Genomic DNA, 14,566 nt, shown 5'->3' with positions numbered 1-14,566 from the left:
CCCCTTCGATCAATTCTGGAATTTCCTTCAGGAGTTCCACGGTCTCTGTGAAAGCGTGCAGAAGGGGATAGTATTCCTTGAATTTTTTAAAGAATTTCTTGTGTTCTGCTACCGTCAGGCACAGGTGTTTGATCTTTCGGAAGCCCGATACCTCCAGGGTGGTGTTCTCCACCTTCAGCAGATTCAATTCCCCCGAAATAGAATCAAATCCGTGATTGGGAATGCGGTTGTTATTGTCAAAGGATGAGAGATATTCCGAGGTTTCCCCCAGCAAACGCTGAATCTCCGCTTCCTCCAGAAGGGGTTCCAGGACAGACGCCATGGTTTTTCCGAGGTCTGTGTTACAGCGGGATGACAGCTGTTTGGTCACCGTGACAAACTCCAGGTCCTGAACACTTTTTTGAAGATAGGTATCCATTGAATCTCAAACGAAGCACAAAGGTAGACAATAGACTTTATTCTGAAACCTCGGATCCCAGATGACCGTGTAAAACAATGGGGCATTACAGTCATTTTTCATTTGACATCCAAAAATCCGGCTTTCACCACTTGATATCGCGTAAAAGGCAATAAACAGGGGTGTTTGGAAGTTATTTTAAAGCCGATGAACGATACGGCATAACTTAAAAGGATACATGAGAAAACTGATCCTCATTTTTGCTATTATCTGGGTGTCGTCCTCCTGTAAGAGCACGTACACGGTCACGGTATACAATCTGGAGCCTGCCCCCGTTGTCCTTGCCAAGGATATCAAAAGAATTGGTATTATCAATGAGGTCGGGGACAGAGCTACGTCCGAAAATATCGCCTCCCTGGAAGCCCTAGTGAAGGCAACCGACATCAAACTTTCACGGGAAGGGACAGAGGCTGCCCTGGAAGGCCTGCTGGCAGAGCTGCAGAAAGACAAGAGATTCGACACGGTGATGATCCTCAGTAAAACGGCGTCACTGTGGGAGAGGGAATCGAATGAAACAAAAACTATCCCCTGGCGAGACCTGAAGAATCTTTGCCTTCAAAACCAGCTGGACGCTGTATTCTCACTCGCCTTTTATCAGACCGATACCAGGATTATGGAAAAAAAGTCGTCTATGGAAGAACTCGACATGCTCCGAACCAGGGTGGTCATTCCGGCCAGGGAGCTAACCCTGGAGACCCTTATTGAGAACGGGTGGCGTATTTATGATCCCTTCGAGGAGAAGGTGCTCGATGAGATCGAAGTAAATGAACAGGTAGTGACCCAGGCCAAGGGGGAAGATGCTTTAAATGCCCTCAGGTCTATGACCGACCGCGCTGATTCCCTGGTGTCTAAAAGCAGGGGTAGCGGAAGTGCTTTTGGGATGCGACTTAAGCCCTCGAATAAGGCCGTTGAAAGGCAGATCTACATCAAAGGTTCCCCTTTGCTGGTACAGGCCGAACAAGCTGTCATTGATGAAGACTGGCTGGAGGCTGCCAGGCTCTGGCAAATGGACCTGAATCATGAGAAACCGGCGATCCGAGCCATGGCCTGCCACAATATGGCCGTACTGTACGAGATCAAGAACGATCTTGACAAAGCCCTTGAATGGGCTATACAGGCGAGCACCCATGATGATGGGAAGGCTCACAGCCAATATCTGGAAACGCTCAAGACCTGTGCCTCTCAGAAGTTGCAGGCCGAAAAACAATGGGAAGCCATCGCCTTGCTCAGGAAATAAAACAAGGTCGCCAAATCAGTCTTTGGCAGGAGCCGTCTTGACATCTACCACCGGGATGTTCACGATCTCAAAGGTGGCCGAAGCGAGCTGTACTTTTCCTTCACTGCCATCCATCGCCTTCATGACCAGTTCGTTTAGACGATTTTTAGTCATCCTCCTTTTTTTGTAATCGACGATATACCTCAGGTTGAACTGTATCCAGTTATCGGTCATAGCTATGGCCAGTGTGGGTTCCACCACAGCATCTTCTATATAGTATTTGTCGACCACGTGTTTCCATTGCTTCACCGATTTTTGAACGAATTCTGAAAGTACCTCCCGGGCGACGTCGATAACAATGCTTTTTGCGAGTTCCACATCTGAACCGTATCGTATCGGAAGATTCAATTCATCCCAGATAAATGGAAAATCCTGGGAATAGTTGTAGACCGGGCCTTTGAAAACAAAAGCATTACTGAGCTTTACGATCCGTCCGCTGTAATTGTCACTGCTCACCCATTGTCCGATCTCCATCATGGTGGTATACATGCTGTTGATGTCTATAACATCTCCCTTGATCCCGTTGATCTCGATGCGATCGCCGGGCTGGTATACCTTGACGAAGAAAATAAAGAGCGAACCGGCAATGCTGAGGATGAGTTCCTGGAGAGTTATAGTGATCCCTGCGGTCAAAAGGCCGATGGCCAGGGTAAAATCCTTGATGTTGCCTGTGAAATAGGAGATGGTGAGAATAATGAGCAAGATATAGCCCATGGTCTCGATGATCTTTTGTGATTTATACCGGGTATCCGCATTGGGGAGCCTTTTTTTCAGAGTCCTCCTCACGAACTGGAGAAAAAAGATGATGATAAGTACCCAAATCACGTATTTAAAGACCTGGGAAGTGGTCGGATGTTCGGTCAGCCAGTATTTGATGCTATCCCAGGTGATCATGGTGACGGTGTTGAGTAAGTCGACTTCAGGGATGAATATCCACGAATCTGTAATTCCCTCATTATTCCTTTAAAATTACACTTTTAATCCTCACTGATCTAATTAAAAACGGATCCCTTCGTATTTTTATGGAGAATTAAAAAGGCGAGATGAAGGTCGATATACATCAGAGCTGGAAACCCTTCCTGGAGGAAGAATTCAACCAACCCTATTTTTCGTCCCTGACGGGATTTGTCAGGGAGGAATACAGTCGGCATACCTGTTACCCCAAAGGAAGCCGGATCTTCGCTGCATTCGACCACAGTGCCTATGAGCAGACCAAAGTGGTAATCCTCGGACAGGACCCCTACCACGGGCCGGGGCAGGCGAACGGACTCTGCTTTTCGGTCAGGGATGGGATCACACACCCGCCTTCCCTTGTGAATATCTTCAAAGAAGTAGAGCAGGATGTAGGGCATCCCTATCCCAAAAGCGGCAATCTGGAAAGGTGGGCAGACCAGGGGATCTTGCTGCTGAACGCTATTCTCACGGTGAGAGCAGGGGAGGCCGGGAGCCACCAGAATAAAGGTTGGGAGCAATTTACCGATGCCGTGATCCGGATTTTATCTCGGGAGAAACAAGATCTTGTATTTCTTCTTTGGGGGGGGTATGCCAAAAAGAAATCGACATTGATCGACAGGAGCAAACACCGCATCCTCACCTCTGGACACCCATCTCCCCTCAGTGCCAACCGGGGACTATGGTTCGGGAACGGTCATTTCAGTAAGACAAACGAATTCCTCCGCTCCAAAGGTAAGGAGCCTATAATCTGGTGAGGACTCCCTCCGGACTCACAGCCTTCGAAATAAGCTGTAGATCGAGAAGCGTTGAGCTTACCTTGTTAACTACCTGCTCGCTGATCTGTTCCTGAGTCCAGTTCGTCATCCCCAGCCAGGTGTTCACGTCATCCAAATGCAGCTGATACCGGTTTGCCAGGGTCCTGTCAATACTCGGTATCCGTTTGAAATCTGCGGTGTAGGTGTTGATCACCTCCAGAATATGACCGATCAGCCTGCGGTTTGCAATCAGGGTATGACGGGGCACGGCAAGGACGAAACACGGCCAGGGGGTTGGGCAGTCACCCAGCCTCCTGAAGACACCCTCTTCCACAAGGGGCTTGGTGGTAAAATGTTCCCACATGAAATAATCGGCAGTACCCTGTTGTAATGCCTTCACTGCTCCCTCCAGGGTGTTGACCACCTCAAAGGTTAGCTTCGCCGTTTCCCAACCCTCATTTCGCGCCATGACATAGGCCATCAGATGGCTTCCGCTGCCAAAGCGACTTATGGCTGTTCTGCTGCCTTCCAGCTGGGCCACACTGCGGTAGGAGCTGGATTCGGCCACATGTATACCCCATTGCAAGGGACTGCGCACGTATCCCTGAACGATAGTCAGGGGAGCTTTATCTGCTATTCTCTTGATCACTCCTTCGGTAAGAAGTACAGCCAAATCTGCCTCCCCGGATTCGAGCATGGCGCACATTTTTCCGGTCCCCTCCGGAACATCCTGCCACCGGAGGTCAATTCCCCTGTCTGCAAAAGCTCCCTCCTCCAGGGCCATATGCCAGGGCAGATTAAAGTGCTCGGGCACTCCGATTATCCTGAATTCTTTCAAAGCTGTACGAGTTTTTCAAGGGTCCATTGGATCAGTCGATCCACAGTCCTGCCGGGATCTTCAGAAAAAGCTATAGTGGCCCTGTTGGCAATGATGGCGTTCAGAGAGATCGCCCGGTGCCCCAAAAGAGCAGAGAGACCGTAGAGGGCAGAGGTCTCCATCTCGAAGTTGGTCAATCTTCTTCCTTGGTAGGAGAAAGAGCTGAGTTTGTCAAAGAGACCGGCTTCAGCTGGCTGCAACCGTAAAAATCTTCCCTGGGGCCCGTAAAAACCCACATTGCTGCCCGTAAATCCCTGAACAACCCCTTCGCCTCTGAAATGCTGCACCAGAGTTTCATCACCCTTCACGACATAGGGTCTTGATTTATTTGAGTCCCAATGTAAATGTTTCAATAAGGCACTTTCCATTTCCGGTTGACGACCCGCCATACCACTGTAGTAATAAACAACGCTGTCAAAGCCCAGGGCTAACTCGCTTAACAGGAAGGAATCGACGGGAATATCATGCTGTATAGTACCTGAAGTACCTATTCTAATAAAATTAATTATCTTCTTGTTTTTGTGCTCCTTACGAACTTTAAAATCGATGTTTGCAAGGGCGTCGAGTTCGTTGAGTACGATATCGATATTGTCCGTGCCTATTCCTGTGGAAAGGACGGTCATTCTCTTCCCCTTGTACCGTCCGGTATGGGTGATAAACTCTCTTTTTTGTTTGCTTACCTCCAGGGTTTCAAAATGACGGGAAACACGGTCGACACGGCCGGGATCGCCCACCAGGATCACTGTGTCCGAAATGTCTTCAGGAAGTAAGTTTAAATGATAGATACTGCCATCCTTGTTCAGGATGAGTTCTGAAGGGCCGAGATGCATATTTCGGTCAGAGTTTTAGGATACGACCTGATTCGTCGTTAAACAGAAAATTGTATTTCAGAGCACCTCCGAGATAGGATTCGTTGTCTCTGATCTGGGAATAGAAGCTCGTTTTCCCTTCCATGATCTCTTTGCCTTTTTTGGACAGCCTGACAGGATTAAAGGTAGAGAACAAGGGCTTTATACTGGTGATCATCCGTTCGAACTGGGTATCTCCGTACCCGTAATACCCCTGGTTGGAGAGAAGGGTATTGATCAGCGCTTTTTTGTTTTTGGGTTTGTGTGCTACAGACAGGGTAAGGATGCGGTTCTCAAGTTCATTCAGCCCATTCCTGACCGATGGAAAACGCTTGAGGTGAACCTTAATCGCCTCTGAAAGATAGTCGAAATGGTAGTGTTCAAAATCAGACATATTCTCGAGCCTGATGGGGTTGTCACTGCAGTACAACTGCCAGATATAATCCGCAAATTCTATGTCGTCCTGGGTGAGGAAGACCCGTTTGTTATAGAGGGTCTGCAGTTTTTCATCGTCTACGTCACACAAACCGTACATCTTATCGGTGCCGTCTTCATCCCCGCTGCACACCAGGGAGATCTGCGCATCTCTTCTGTGCATCTTCAACCAGCTCAGCACTGCGATCATATTGATCTGGCAGAACAGGTCGTACTCAAACCAGAGTATGATCTCGTCCTGTTGTTTGTGATTGCAAAGGGAACGGTATTCTTTCAGCGTCTTTTCGATAAACCAGGACTTGCTGACATTGTAATGTTTGTGGAGGTATTCAAAACGCGTTTTCCAGAAGGACTCACTGCCGACATTCGTTTCGGTTTTCCCTTCACAAAGCATTTCTCTCCAGGTGATTATATCTCCTTTAAAAGGAAGGGTTTTAAGGCGTTGTGTAAAACTATCTCCATTGGTAATATGTAGCTGAGTACTCATGCTAATGAAGTGTTGATTAGGTTTTGACCCTTAAAAGTAACATTTAATCGATAAAAACAGAAATAATTAACACATAACTTGGGTGCTTTTCGGGCAGTGCAGGTCACCCGCCCACTCGCTTGGTTTTAAAGCCGTTTTCCTTCAGGAAATCCATGATCCGATCCCTGTAATCCCCCTGAATAATGATCTTGTCATCTTTGTAGGAGCCCCCTACACCCAACAGGGTTTTCAGTTCTCTGGTCAGGTCTTTCAGGTCCTTGTCTGCCCCGTTATACCCCTCTAGGATGGTCACGGGTTTACCTTTTCGCTTTTCGTATTTACAGAGGATGGGCTCGTCCTGCAGCCAGAACTTAGGACGGGATTTCTCCTGGGTATTATCCTCTTCAGGGACGTGATCCGGAAAGAGGTTTCTCAATTGGTCCTGCAGATCCATGGTAGATGTCTGTGGCGGTAAATTACACGGTTATTTTTTGATAAGCCCAAGGTCTATCAAGCGTTCGTGAAGAAATTCCCCTGCGGTGATATCCTCGTACAGTTTCGGATGGTCCTCATCAATGCAGTGTTCCAGGCAGTTGAGAGGCATCTCGCTGATGGGATGCATAAAGAAGGGAATGGAATATCGGGAACTCCCCCATAGCTCACGGGGAGGATTGACCACCTGGTGGATGGTCGATTTCAAGGAATTGTTCGAAAGACGGGACAACATGTCTCCTACATTGATCATAAGCTGGTCTGGCCGGGCGATGGCATCGATCCACTCGCCTTTGTGGTTCATCACCTGCAGCCCTTTTCCATGGGCCCCCATCAATAAGGTGATCAGGTTGATGTCGCCATGAGCAGCTGCCCTGACCGCGTTTTTAGGCTCTTCTGTGATGGGCGGGTAATGGATGGGCCTCAGAATGGAATTCCCATTTTTGATATACTGGTCAAAATAGGTTTCCTCGAGCTGCAGGTGCAGGGCCAGAGCCCGCAATACATACTTTGCGGTCTTTTCCAGCATCTTGTAGGTTTCCTTGCCCACCTCGTTGAATTCAGGCAGTTCTTTTACTTCAACATTCGGTGGGTACTCCTCCTGTAATTTAGGGTCGTCCTCCACGTACTGACCAAAATGCCAGAATTCCTTCAGGTCTCCTTCCTTTCTTCCCTTGGCGTGTTCCTTGCCGAAGGAGGTGTATCCTCTCTGCCCGCCTATCCCTTTGATCTCGTACTTGTCCTTTACTTCCTGCGGGAGGGCAAAGAATTTCTTGATCTCCGAGTAAAGGGTCTCGATAAGTTCATCGGAAAGAAAATGCCCGCTGAGGGCAACAAAGCCGATATCTTCAAAAGCCCCGCCGATCTCACTGACAAACTTCTGTTTCTTTTTAGGGTCTGATGAGAGATAGTCTCTCAGGTCTACACTGGGAATAGCATTCATGTATCACAATTTTAAGCCCTCCAAAGGTACTAAATTCCCCGAGGAAAATGATCCCGGGAGACCTGGCGATCTTCTGATCTATTTTGCTACATTTACGCCAGAAATCCGGAGGTACCCTAGATTGTATATCATGCAGTTCAAACATCATGGCCTTTCTTCAGAAATGCTCCTGGAGCTGTACAAGGCTATGCTCAAACCCAGGATGATAGAGGAAAAAATGCTCATCCTCCTGCGCCAGGGGAAGATCTCCAAATGGTTCAGCGGTATAGGACAGGAAGCGATATCCGCAGGTGTTGCCATGTGCCTGGACCCCGAAGAATACATCCTTCCTATGCACAGGAACCTGGGCGTCTTCACGACCCGGAACGTGCCCCTGAACCGACTTTTCTCTCAATGGCAGGGGAAGAAAAACGGTTTTACCAAAGGCAGGGACCGGAGTTTTCACTTCGGGACCCAGGATTACAAAATTATAGGGATGATCTCTCACCTGGGGCCTCAGCTTGGCGTGGCAGATGGTATCGCCCTGGCAGACCTGCTCAGGAACGACAAAAGGGTGACCGCTGTCTTTACGGGGGAAGGGGCCACCAGTGAAGGGGATTTCCACGAGGCCCTGAACATTGCCGCCGTCTGGAACCTGCCTGTGCTCTTCTGCGTGGAGAATAACGGGTATGGTCTTTCTACTCCCATCAGCGAGCAATTCCGATGCAAACATATCGCAGACAAGGGAAAGGGCTACGGGATGGAATCCTATATCATAGACGGGAACAACATTTTGGAGGTGTATTCCAGGGTCAGTGCCCTGAGTCGCAGCGTACGGCAAAGGCCGAGACCGGTGCTGCTCGAATTTAAAACCTTCAGGATGAGAGGGCATGAGGAGGCCAGCGGGACCAAGTACGTGCCCCAGCAGCTATTGGATGAATGGGCTGCCAAAGACCCTATTGAGAATTATGTGGCCTACCTGAAGGAAGAAGGCATTCTGTCTGAAGAGGCGGAGGTTGAGATCAAGAAGGAATTTATCCATGAAATTGATGAGAACCTGCAACTGGCCTTTGAAGAGGAAGGGATAAAATCTTCTGAAACCGATGAATTAAATGATGTATATAAAGAATATGTATATCAACAAGTTAAACCTTTAGAAAAAACTTCAAATATCCGCCTAGTGGACGCTGTGTCGGCAGGACTCCGTCAGTCTATGGAGAAACATTCCAACCTGGTCATCCTGGGACAGGACATTGCGGAATACGGGGGTGTATTCAAAGTGACAGAGGGCTTTGTGGAAGCCTTTGGGCGCGATAGGGTCCGAAATACACCTATCTGTGAGTCTGCCGTGGTCTCTGCTGCCATGGGGCTATCCATCAATGGCATGAAGGCCGTCATGGAAATGCAGTTCGCAGATTTTGTCAGTAGTGGTTTCAACCCCATTGTAAATTACCTGGCCAAGGTGCATTATCGCTGGAACGAACCGGCGGATGTAGTCATCCGTATGCCCTGTGGTGCGGGGGTAGGGGCAGGTCCCTTTCACTCCCAGACCAATGAGGCATGGTTTACCAAAACACCCGGTTTAAAAGTCGTTTACCCGGCTTTTCCCTATGATGCCAAGGGCCTGATGGCTACAGCGGTTAACGATCCGAATCCGGTGCTCTTCTTTGAGCATAAGGCCCTGTACAGGAGTGTGTATCAGGATGTCCCTGATTCTTATTACACCCTTCCTTTCGGTGAGGCAAACTTGCTCAGAGAAGGAAAGGACCTTACCGTGGTAACGTATGGGGCGGGTGTGCATTGGATGATAGAGCTACTCGATGCACATGAAGACCTGCAGGTGGATCTCATCGACCTGAGAACCCTCCAGCCTCTTGACCTTCAATCGGTGTTTACATCCATCAGAAAAACAGGTAAATGTATGGTTCTGCAGGAAGACACTCTTTTTGGCGGAATTGCCAGTGATATTGCTGCCTCCGTGATGGAGGAATGCTTCGAATATCTCGATGCCCCGGTCAAACGGGTTGGCAGCCTGGAGACACCCGTACCTTTTGCCAGGTCCCTGGAGGAAATGTACCTTCCCAAAGGCAGAATCCTCAGGGAGATAAGACAGTTGCTGGCCTATTGAGGCCCCAATCCTCTTCTTTCGCGGCAAAGGGTTCTTTCTAAAATCCAATTTCCCCAAAAACCATTACACGGAAAATTCCGTATATAAAAACGAAACTTAAATTACTTACACATGCTTAAAAAAAGTTTGATACTTATAATTTCGGGCTTGTTCCTCGCTTCCTGCGGAATCTCCAAGGAGGTCAGGGATCAAAGGAACATGCTTAGCGGGACCTGGATCCTGGATGATGTGCGCTATGAAAACAACCAGGGAATGTTCAAAGCGGTAGTGTTCAATGACGCCGATGCTATTTGTTTTGAAGGCAGCAACTGGTTCTTCAGGGACAACAATAGCACAGGCCGCTACACCATTCAACAGGGAAGTCTTTGCCAGGGAGGCGACCGGTTTATCCGCTGGTCTGTGGTCAGCAATCCTGCAAACTATACGAATCAGTTGCAGTTCAAATTCATAGACGAGAAACGCAATGATGTTTCAGGCGGACTCGGTTACCGGCTGAATATAGCCCAACTTACCGATACTCAAATGACATTGAAATCGAACGTTACGGTAGACAATAAACCCGTGACAGTGGTTTACGAATTCACTAAACAATAATAGAAGATACCATGATAAGAAGAACAGGAATACTAGTGATGGCCCTCAGTCTTGTGCTGGGATGCAACACAGTCAAAAACGCAAACAATACCCAAAAGGGGGCCGTTATCGGAGCCACTGGAGGAGCCGTGATCGGCGGTGTGATCGGGAATAATGTCGGAAAAGGAAATACCGTCCTCGGCGCCATTATCGGCGGGGTAGTCGGCGGTGCGGCCGGTGGCTATATCGGCAATCGGATGGACCGACAGGCAGAAAGGATACAGGAAGAGATACCTGGTGCGGAAGTTACCCGTGTAGGTGAAGGGATCAACGTGACCTTCAGCCAGGGTGCCGGCGTGTATTTCGATACCAATAAATCTGATATCAAGGGCACTTCCGTGGCGACCCTGAATAAACTGGCAGGCATCTTTAAGGAATATCCAAAGACTGTGATCCTTGTCGAAGGGCATACAGACAGTGCCGGAAGCGATGAATACAATATGGGCCTTTCGAAACTGAGAGCAGAATCTGTGACCAATTACCTGATTAGCCAGGGAATTGATGCGAGCAGGTTCACTACCAAATGGTATGGAGAAGCGCAGCCCATAGCCGACAATGCCACAGCTGAAGGAAAAGCGAAGAATCGAAGGGTGGAACTCGGGATCATCGCCAGCGAAGAGCTGAAACAGGAGGCCATACAGAAAACGAAAGGATAATGTTGACCACAACTTTTGAAAAGCCCGGCAAATTTGTCGGGCTTTTTATTTGTGCTTTCTGTATCTTTCCCTGATTGCTATGTACGATGTGATTTGCATTGGGGGAGGACTGGCCGGCCTGACGGCTTCCATTCACCTGAAGAGGGAGGGATTCAGGGTACTTGTGCTCGAGAAGGAGCCCTACCCTCATCACAAGGTCTGCGGGGAATACCTCTCTAAAGAGGTGTTGCCTTACCTCTGTGATCTGGGTGTAGAACTACCCGATGCAGTGGAAATAGACACCCTGGAATTCAGTACTTCAAAAGGCCGTACCCTTCAAATCGAATTACCCCTCGGCGCCCTTGGGATAAGTCGGTTTAAACTGGACCATACGCTCTATCTCCGGGCCCTTTCGCTCGAAGTTGAATTTTCCTTTTGTGCCGTAACTTCTGTCGATTTTAACGGTCTCTCTTTCTGCGTTCACACCCATACCGGCCAATCCTACTCCTCAACCTACGTTCTGGGGACCTACGGGAAAAGATCCGGGATCGACCATTATCTCGATCGTCCCTTTATAAAAAAAAATTCCCCCTGGTTAGCCGTAAAAGCCCATTACAGCTATCCCGATTTTCCTTCCAACCTGGTAGGCCTTCACAGCTTTGAAGGGGGATATGGAGGACTCTCTAGGACGGAGACACAAGCGGTCAATTTTTGTTACCTGGTCTCCTATGAACATTTTCAGCAAATTCGTGACATAGAACAGTTCAATAAAAAGATCGCAGCGCGAAATCCAAGGCTCAGGCATTTTTTGGAAAAGGCCGAAATGCTGTTTGAACGACCCCTGACCATAGCCCAGGTCTCTTTTGCTTCGAAAAAACCGGTGGTAAATCACTTACTCATGTGCGGGGATACGGCCGGACTCATACACCCCTTATGCGGCAACGGCATGGCCATGGCGATTCACAGTGCGAAACTGGCCTCGGAACTGTTATGCGATGAGATGAGATCGAAAAATCCCGACCGGACAGCATTGGAAAAGGAATACACGGCTCAGTGGAAACATACTTTCGGCAGGCGTATGCGCACAGGGCGTTATCTGCAACGCCTGCTACTCTCTGCTTCTGCCTCCGAACTGCTGTTCAACCTTGTGTCCGGGTCACCGGGCACGATTCGCCGGATCATCAAAAGAACCCATGGAAAACCTGTTGCGATATGATAAGGTTCAAAAAACGCAGCAGCGATCAGGAGCAGATGGACGACCTAACTCTCGGCAGAAACAAGATCAAGGCCGTTCTCCGGGATATCAATATGGCCAATTCCCTCCTGGGCGGAAACAGGATCACCCTAAAGGCCTTGAAAAGGCTAATGACTCAACACCCCGCGGGAAAATACAACGTGCTCGATGTAGGTTGTGGAGACGGTACCCTGTTACGCGAGGTGGCAATGATGTGCAAGAGAGAAGGAATCGAGGTGTGTTTGACTGGTATAGATTTAAATGCGGATTCCATTTCCCTTGCAAGACAGAAAAATTCAGATCTGGCAAATATCACCTTTGAGCGAAAAGATGTATTCGACCTAAACCCGGAGAGAGATGGAAGCGATTTCATTATCTGCACCCTCACCCTCCATCATTTTAGCGATGAGGAGATTTTGAAATTGATTGGGAAGTTTTCAGATCTGGTGCGTTTTGGTGTGGTGATCAATGATCTGGACCGCAGCAGGATCGCCTTTACCCTGTTTCGTGTATTCTCTGCAATCTTCATGAAAACGCCCATAGCCAGGCAGGATGGTCTTACTTCCATCAAAAGGGGTTTTACAAGAAGTGAATTGCTCAGTTTTTCCAAATCATTAAAAGACGCAGATCATAAGATCCGATGGAGATGGGCCTTCAGATATGAATGGTCCTTCTGGCATAAAAACGGGATTGTCCAATGAATAAAGTGCATATTGCGGCCGTAGCCAAACAATTGCCTCCCTATTGCCGGGAGACCAGGGAAATCCTGCCCTTTGTGGAACTGTGGCTCTCGGGACAAGAGGATAGGTTCAGGAGGAAAGTGCTTAAAATTTTCGAAGCCGCAGGAGTAGACCGCCGATTCGGTATCATGAACATAGAAGAAGTCTTTACGGCCACCTCCTTCGCTCAGAGGAATGAGATCTATGCCAGAGAAGTCAAAAAACTGGGAAAGGATGTTTTGCAAAAAGCCCTGGAGAAACAGAACTGGGATGCCGAAAGCCTGGATTATATCATTACGGTGAGTTGCACGGGGATCATGATTCCTTCCCTCGATGCGTATCTGATCAACGAGCTGAATTTGAGACAGGACGTGGTCCGCCTCCCGGTCACGGAGATGGGGTGTGCGGCCGGGGTCTCGGGTATGATCTACGCCTCTCGGTTTTTAAAAGCCAATCCCGGAAAAAGGGCTGCGGTGGTGGCTGTCGAGAGTCCGACTGCCACCTTCCAGCTAACCGATTTCAGCATGGCCAATATGGTAAGCGCAGCTATCTTTGGCGACGGGGCAGCCTGTGTGCTGCTCTCTTCTGAGGAGGATGCAAACGGACCTGAAATCCTAGGGGAGGAAATGTACCATTTTTTCGAAGCCACCCACCTGATGGGTTTTGATGTGGTGAACACAGGGTTGAAAATGATCCTGGACCCATCGGTGCCCACGGCCATCAGTGAACATTTTCCCGATATCATCCATCCCTTTCTCAGAAAGCACCACACCTCCATTGAAAAGGTAGACCACCTCGTCTTTCATCCGGGTGGGAGAAAGATAGTGGAGACCGTGGAGTCCCTTTTCGGAGCTTTGGGAAAGAACATGGACGACACCCGGGAAACCCTCAGACTGTACGGCAATATGAGCAGTGCCACGGTACTCTATGTACTGGAGCGATTTATGGACAGGGAGATCGGGATGGGAGAGCAGGGCCTGATCCTCAGTTTTGGCCCGGGGTTCTCAGCCCAAAGGGTATTGATCCAATGGTAAGGCAGACAACCAAAGATATGTGCTACCTTTACTGTAAAGTAGCTAAATAAGGAGGGCATGAACGAACCGAATGTCAAAAATTGGGCAATAATCCTTGGGGGTAGCAGGGGGTTGGGTCTGGCGACGGCTCACAAACTCTCGGAGGACGGATATGCCATATGTATCGTTCACCGCGACAGGCGTGCAGACCTTCCGGAAATTGATAATCAGTTTGCCAAAATAAAAAAAAGAGCCCCCGCTTTCTATTCCTTCAATGCCGATGCAGTCAATCCACAGAAAAGAAAAGAGATCATACAGCAGCTAAAATCGGGGTTTACGGAAGGAGACAGGCTGAAGGTGCTGGTCCACAGTATCGCAAAAGGCAGCCTGAAACCCATGTACAACCCACATGGGGAGGCCCTGAGCGCTGAAGACATCGAGATCACGTTCAGGGCCATGGCGCTCAGTCTGTATGAGTGGGTGCAGAACCTCGTATCAGAAAACATGAATCACCCCGATATGCGCGTCATATCCTTTACCAGCGAAGGGAATACCAAAGCCATGCCCGGATATGGGGCCGTTTCTGTAGCTAAGGTGGCCCTAGAGGCCCTCACAAGGAGCATCGCCCTGGAATTTGCTCCGCTCGGGATCAGAGCCAATTGTATACAGGCGGGTGTCACCAACACATCCTCCTTTAATATGATCCCGGGAAGTGAAAGGAT

15 protein-coding genes and 1 pseudogene are annotated in these 14,566 nt (G+C 48.8%); 9 read left to right on the top strand and 7 right to left on the bottom strand.

All coding sequences use genetic code 11. The features are described 5' to 3' along the window. Positions 1-418, bottom strand: a pseudogene (locus ABYP73_RS05260) (DNA mismatch repair protein MutS); the annotation flags it as partial. Positions 419-635: 217 nt separating this feature from the next. Here ABYP73_RS05260 and ABYP73_RS05255 point away from each other — a divergent pair. Next, entirely contained in the window at positions 636-1,694 is a 1,059-nt protein-coding gene (locus ABYP73_RS05255) for a DUF6340 family protein (RefSeq protein ID WP_372973662.1), read from the top strand. Positions 1,695-1,709: 15 nt separating this feature from the next. Here the strand turns inward: ABYP73_RS05255 and ABYP73_RS05250 are convergent, their stop codons facing one another. Beyond that, complete coding sequence (locus tag ABYP73_RS05250) at positions 1,710-2,627, bottom strand: mechanosensitive ion channel family protein (RefSeq protein ID WP_372973661.1); 918 nt, start codon at positions 2,625-2,627, stop codon at positions 1,710-1,712. 149 nt (positions 2,628-2,776) lie between these two features. On the opposite strand from ABYP73_RS05250, the gene ABYP73_RS05245 reads away from it, so the two are divergent. Then, entirely contained in the window at positions 2,777-3,442 is a 666-nt protein-coding gene (locus ABYP73_RS05245; protein ID WP_372946540.1) for a uracil-DNA glycosylase, read from the top strand. Here ABYP73_RS05245 and ABYP73_RS05240 read toward each other — a convergent pair. The 5 genes from ABYP73_RS05240 to ABYP73_RS05220 all read right to left on the bottom strand — a co-directional run bounded on the left by ABYP73_RS05240 (position 3,429) and on the right by ABYP73_RS05220 (position 7,503). Next, positions 3,429-4,280, bottom strand: a complete 852-nt coding sequence (locus tag ABYP73_RS05240) for a substrate-binding domain-containing protein (RefSeq protein WP_372973660.1) — start codon at positions 4,278-4,280, stop codon at positions 3,429-3,431. The genes ABYP73_RS05245 and ABYP73_RS05240 overlap by 14 nt on opposite strands. Continuing rightward, the gene (locus ABYP73_RS05235; protein WP_372973659.1) at positions 4,277-5,149 is read right to left on the bottom strand and encodes a nucleoside phosphorylase; all 873 of its coding nucleotides are present in this window, start codon (positions 5,147-5,149) and stop codon (positions 4,277-4,279) included. The genes ABYP73_RS05240 and ABYP73_RS05235 overlap by 4 nt, the downstream gene beginning before the upstream one ends. A gap of 7 nt (positions 5,150-5,156) precedes the next feature. Further along, positions 5,157-6,089 (bottom strand): DUF1835 domain-containing protein, encoded by a 933-nt coding sequence (locus tag ABYP73_RS05230; RefSeq protein WP_372973658.1) that lies wholly within the window; start codon positions 6,087-6,089, stop codon positions 5,157-5,159. A 103-nt stretch (positions 6,090-6,192) separates the two neighbouring features. After that, positions 6,193-6,522, bottom strand: coding sequence for a translation initiation factor (locus ABYP73_RS05225; protein WP_372946268.1), 330 nt, complete (start codon positions 6,520-6,522; stop codon positions 6,193-6,195). Positions 6,523-6,552: 30 nt separating this feature from the next. Next, on the bottom strand, positions 6,553-7,503 hold the full coding sequence (locus tag ABYP73_RS05220; RefSeq protein WP_372946269.1) for an isopenicillin N synthase family dioxygenase: 951 nt from the start codon (positions 7,501-7,503) through the stop codon (positions 6,553-6,555). A 130-nt stretch (positions 7,504-7,633) separates the two neighbouring features. Here ABYP73_RS05220 and ABYP73_RS05215 point away from each other — a divergent pair, with 130 nt between their 5' ends. The 7 genes from ABYP73_RS05215 to ABYP73_RS05185 all read left to right on the top strand — a co-directional run. Continuing rightward, a complete protein-coding gene (locus ABYP73_RS05215; RefSeq protein WP_372973657.1) occupies positions 7,634-9,610 on the top strand; it encodes a thiamine pyrophosphate-dependent enzyme in 1,977 nt (658 codons plus the stop codon). Between the two features lie 111 nt (positions 9,611-9,721). Beyond that, positions 9,722-10,204, top strand: a complete 483-nt coding sequence (locus ABYP73_RS05210) for a lipocalin family protein (protein ID WP_372973656.1) — start codon at positions 9,722-9,724, stop codon at positions 10,202-10,204. Between the two features lie 11 nt (positions 10,205-10,215). Continuing rightward, positions 10,216-10,899 carry an OmpA family protein gene (locus ABYP73_RS05205; protein ID WP_372973655.1) on the top strand — a complete coding sequence of 228 codons (684 nt, stop codon included), beginning with the start codon at positions 10,216-10,218 and terminating at the stop codon, positions 10,897-10,899. A gap of 79 nt (positions 10,900-10,978) precedes the next feature. After that, positions 10,979-12,094, top strand: a complete 1,116-nt coding sequence (locus ABYP73_RS05200; protein WP_372973654.1) for an NAD(P)/FAD-dependent oxidoreductase — start codon at positions 10,979-10,981, stop codon at positions 12,092-12,094. Beyond that, positions 12,091-12,813, top strand: a complete 723-nt coding sequence (locus ABYP73_RS05195) for a methyltransferase domain-containing protein (RefSeq protein WP_372946284.1) — start codon at positions 12,091-12,093, stop codon at positions 12,811-12,813. The genes ABYP73_RS05200 and ABYP73_RS05195 overlap by 4 nt, the downstream gene beginning before the upstream one ends. Further along, complete coding sequence (locus ABYP73_RS05190) at positions 12,810-13,865, top strand: type III polyketide synthase (protein WP_372946285.1); 1,056 nt, start codon at positions 12,810-12,812, stop codon at positions 13,863-13,865. The genes ABYP73_RS05195 and ABYP73_RS05190 overlap by 4 nt, the downstream gene beginning before the upstream one ends. Before the next feature lie 57 nt (positions 13,866-13,922). Further along, positions 13,923-14,566, top strand: a 644-nt coding sequence (locus tag ABYP73_RS05185; RefSeq protein ID WP_372973653.1) for an SDR family oxidoreductase, incomplete at its 3' end; no start/stop codon positions are given.

It is taken from the genome of Muriicola sp., assembly GCF_041567615.1.
GTDB lineage: Bacteria > Bacteroidota > Bacteroidia > Flavobacteriales > Flavobacteriaceae > Muriicola.
This window is presented reverse-complemented; position numbering and strand designations above follow the sequence as displayed.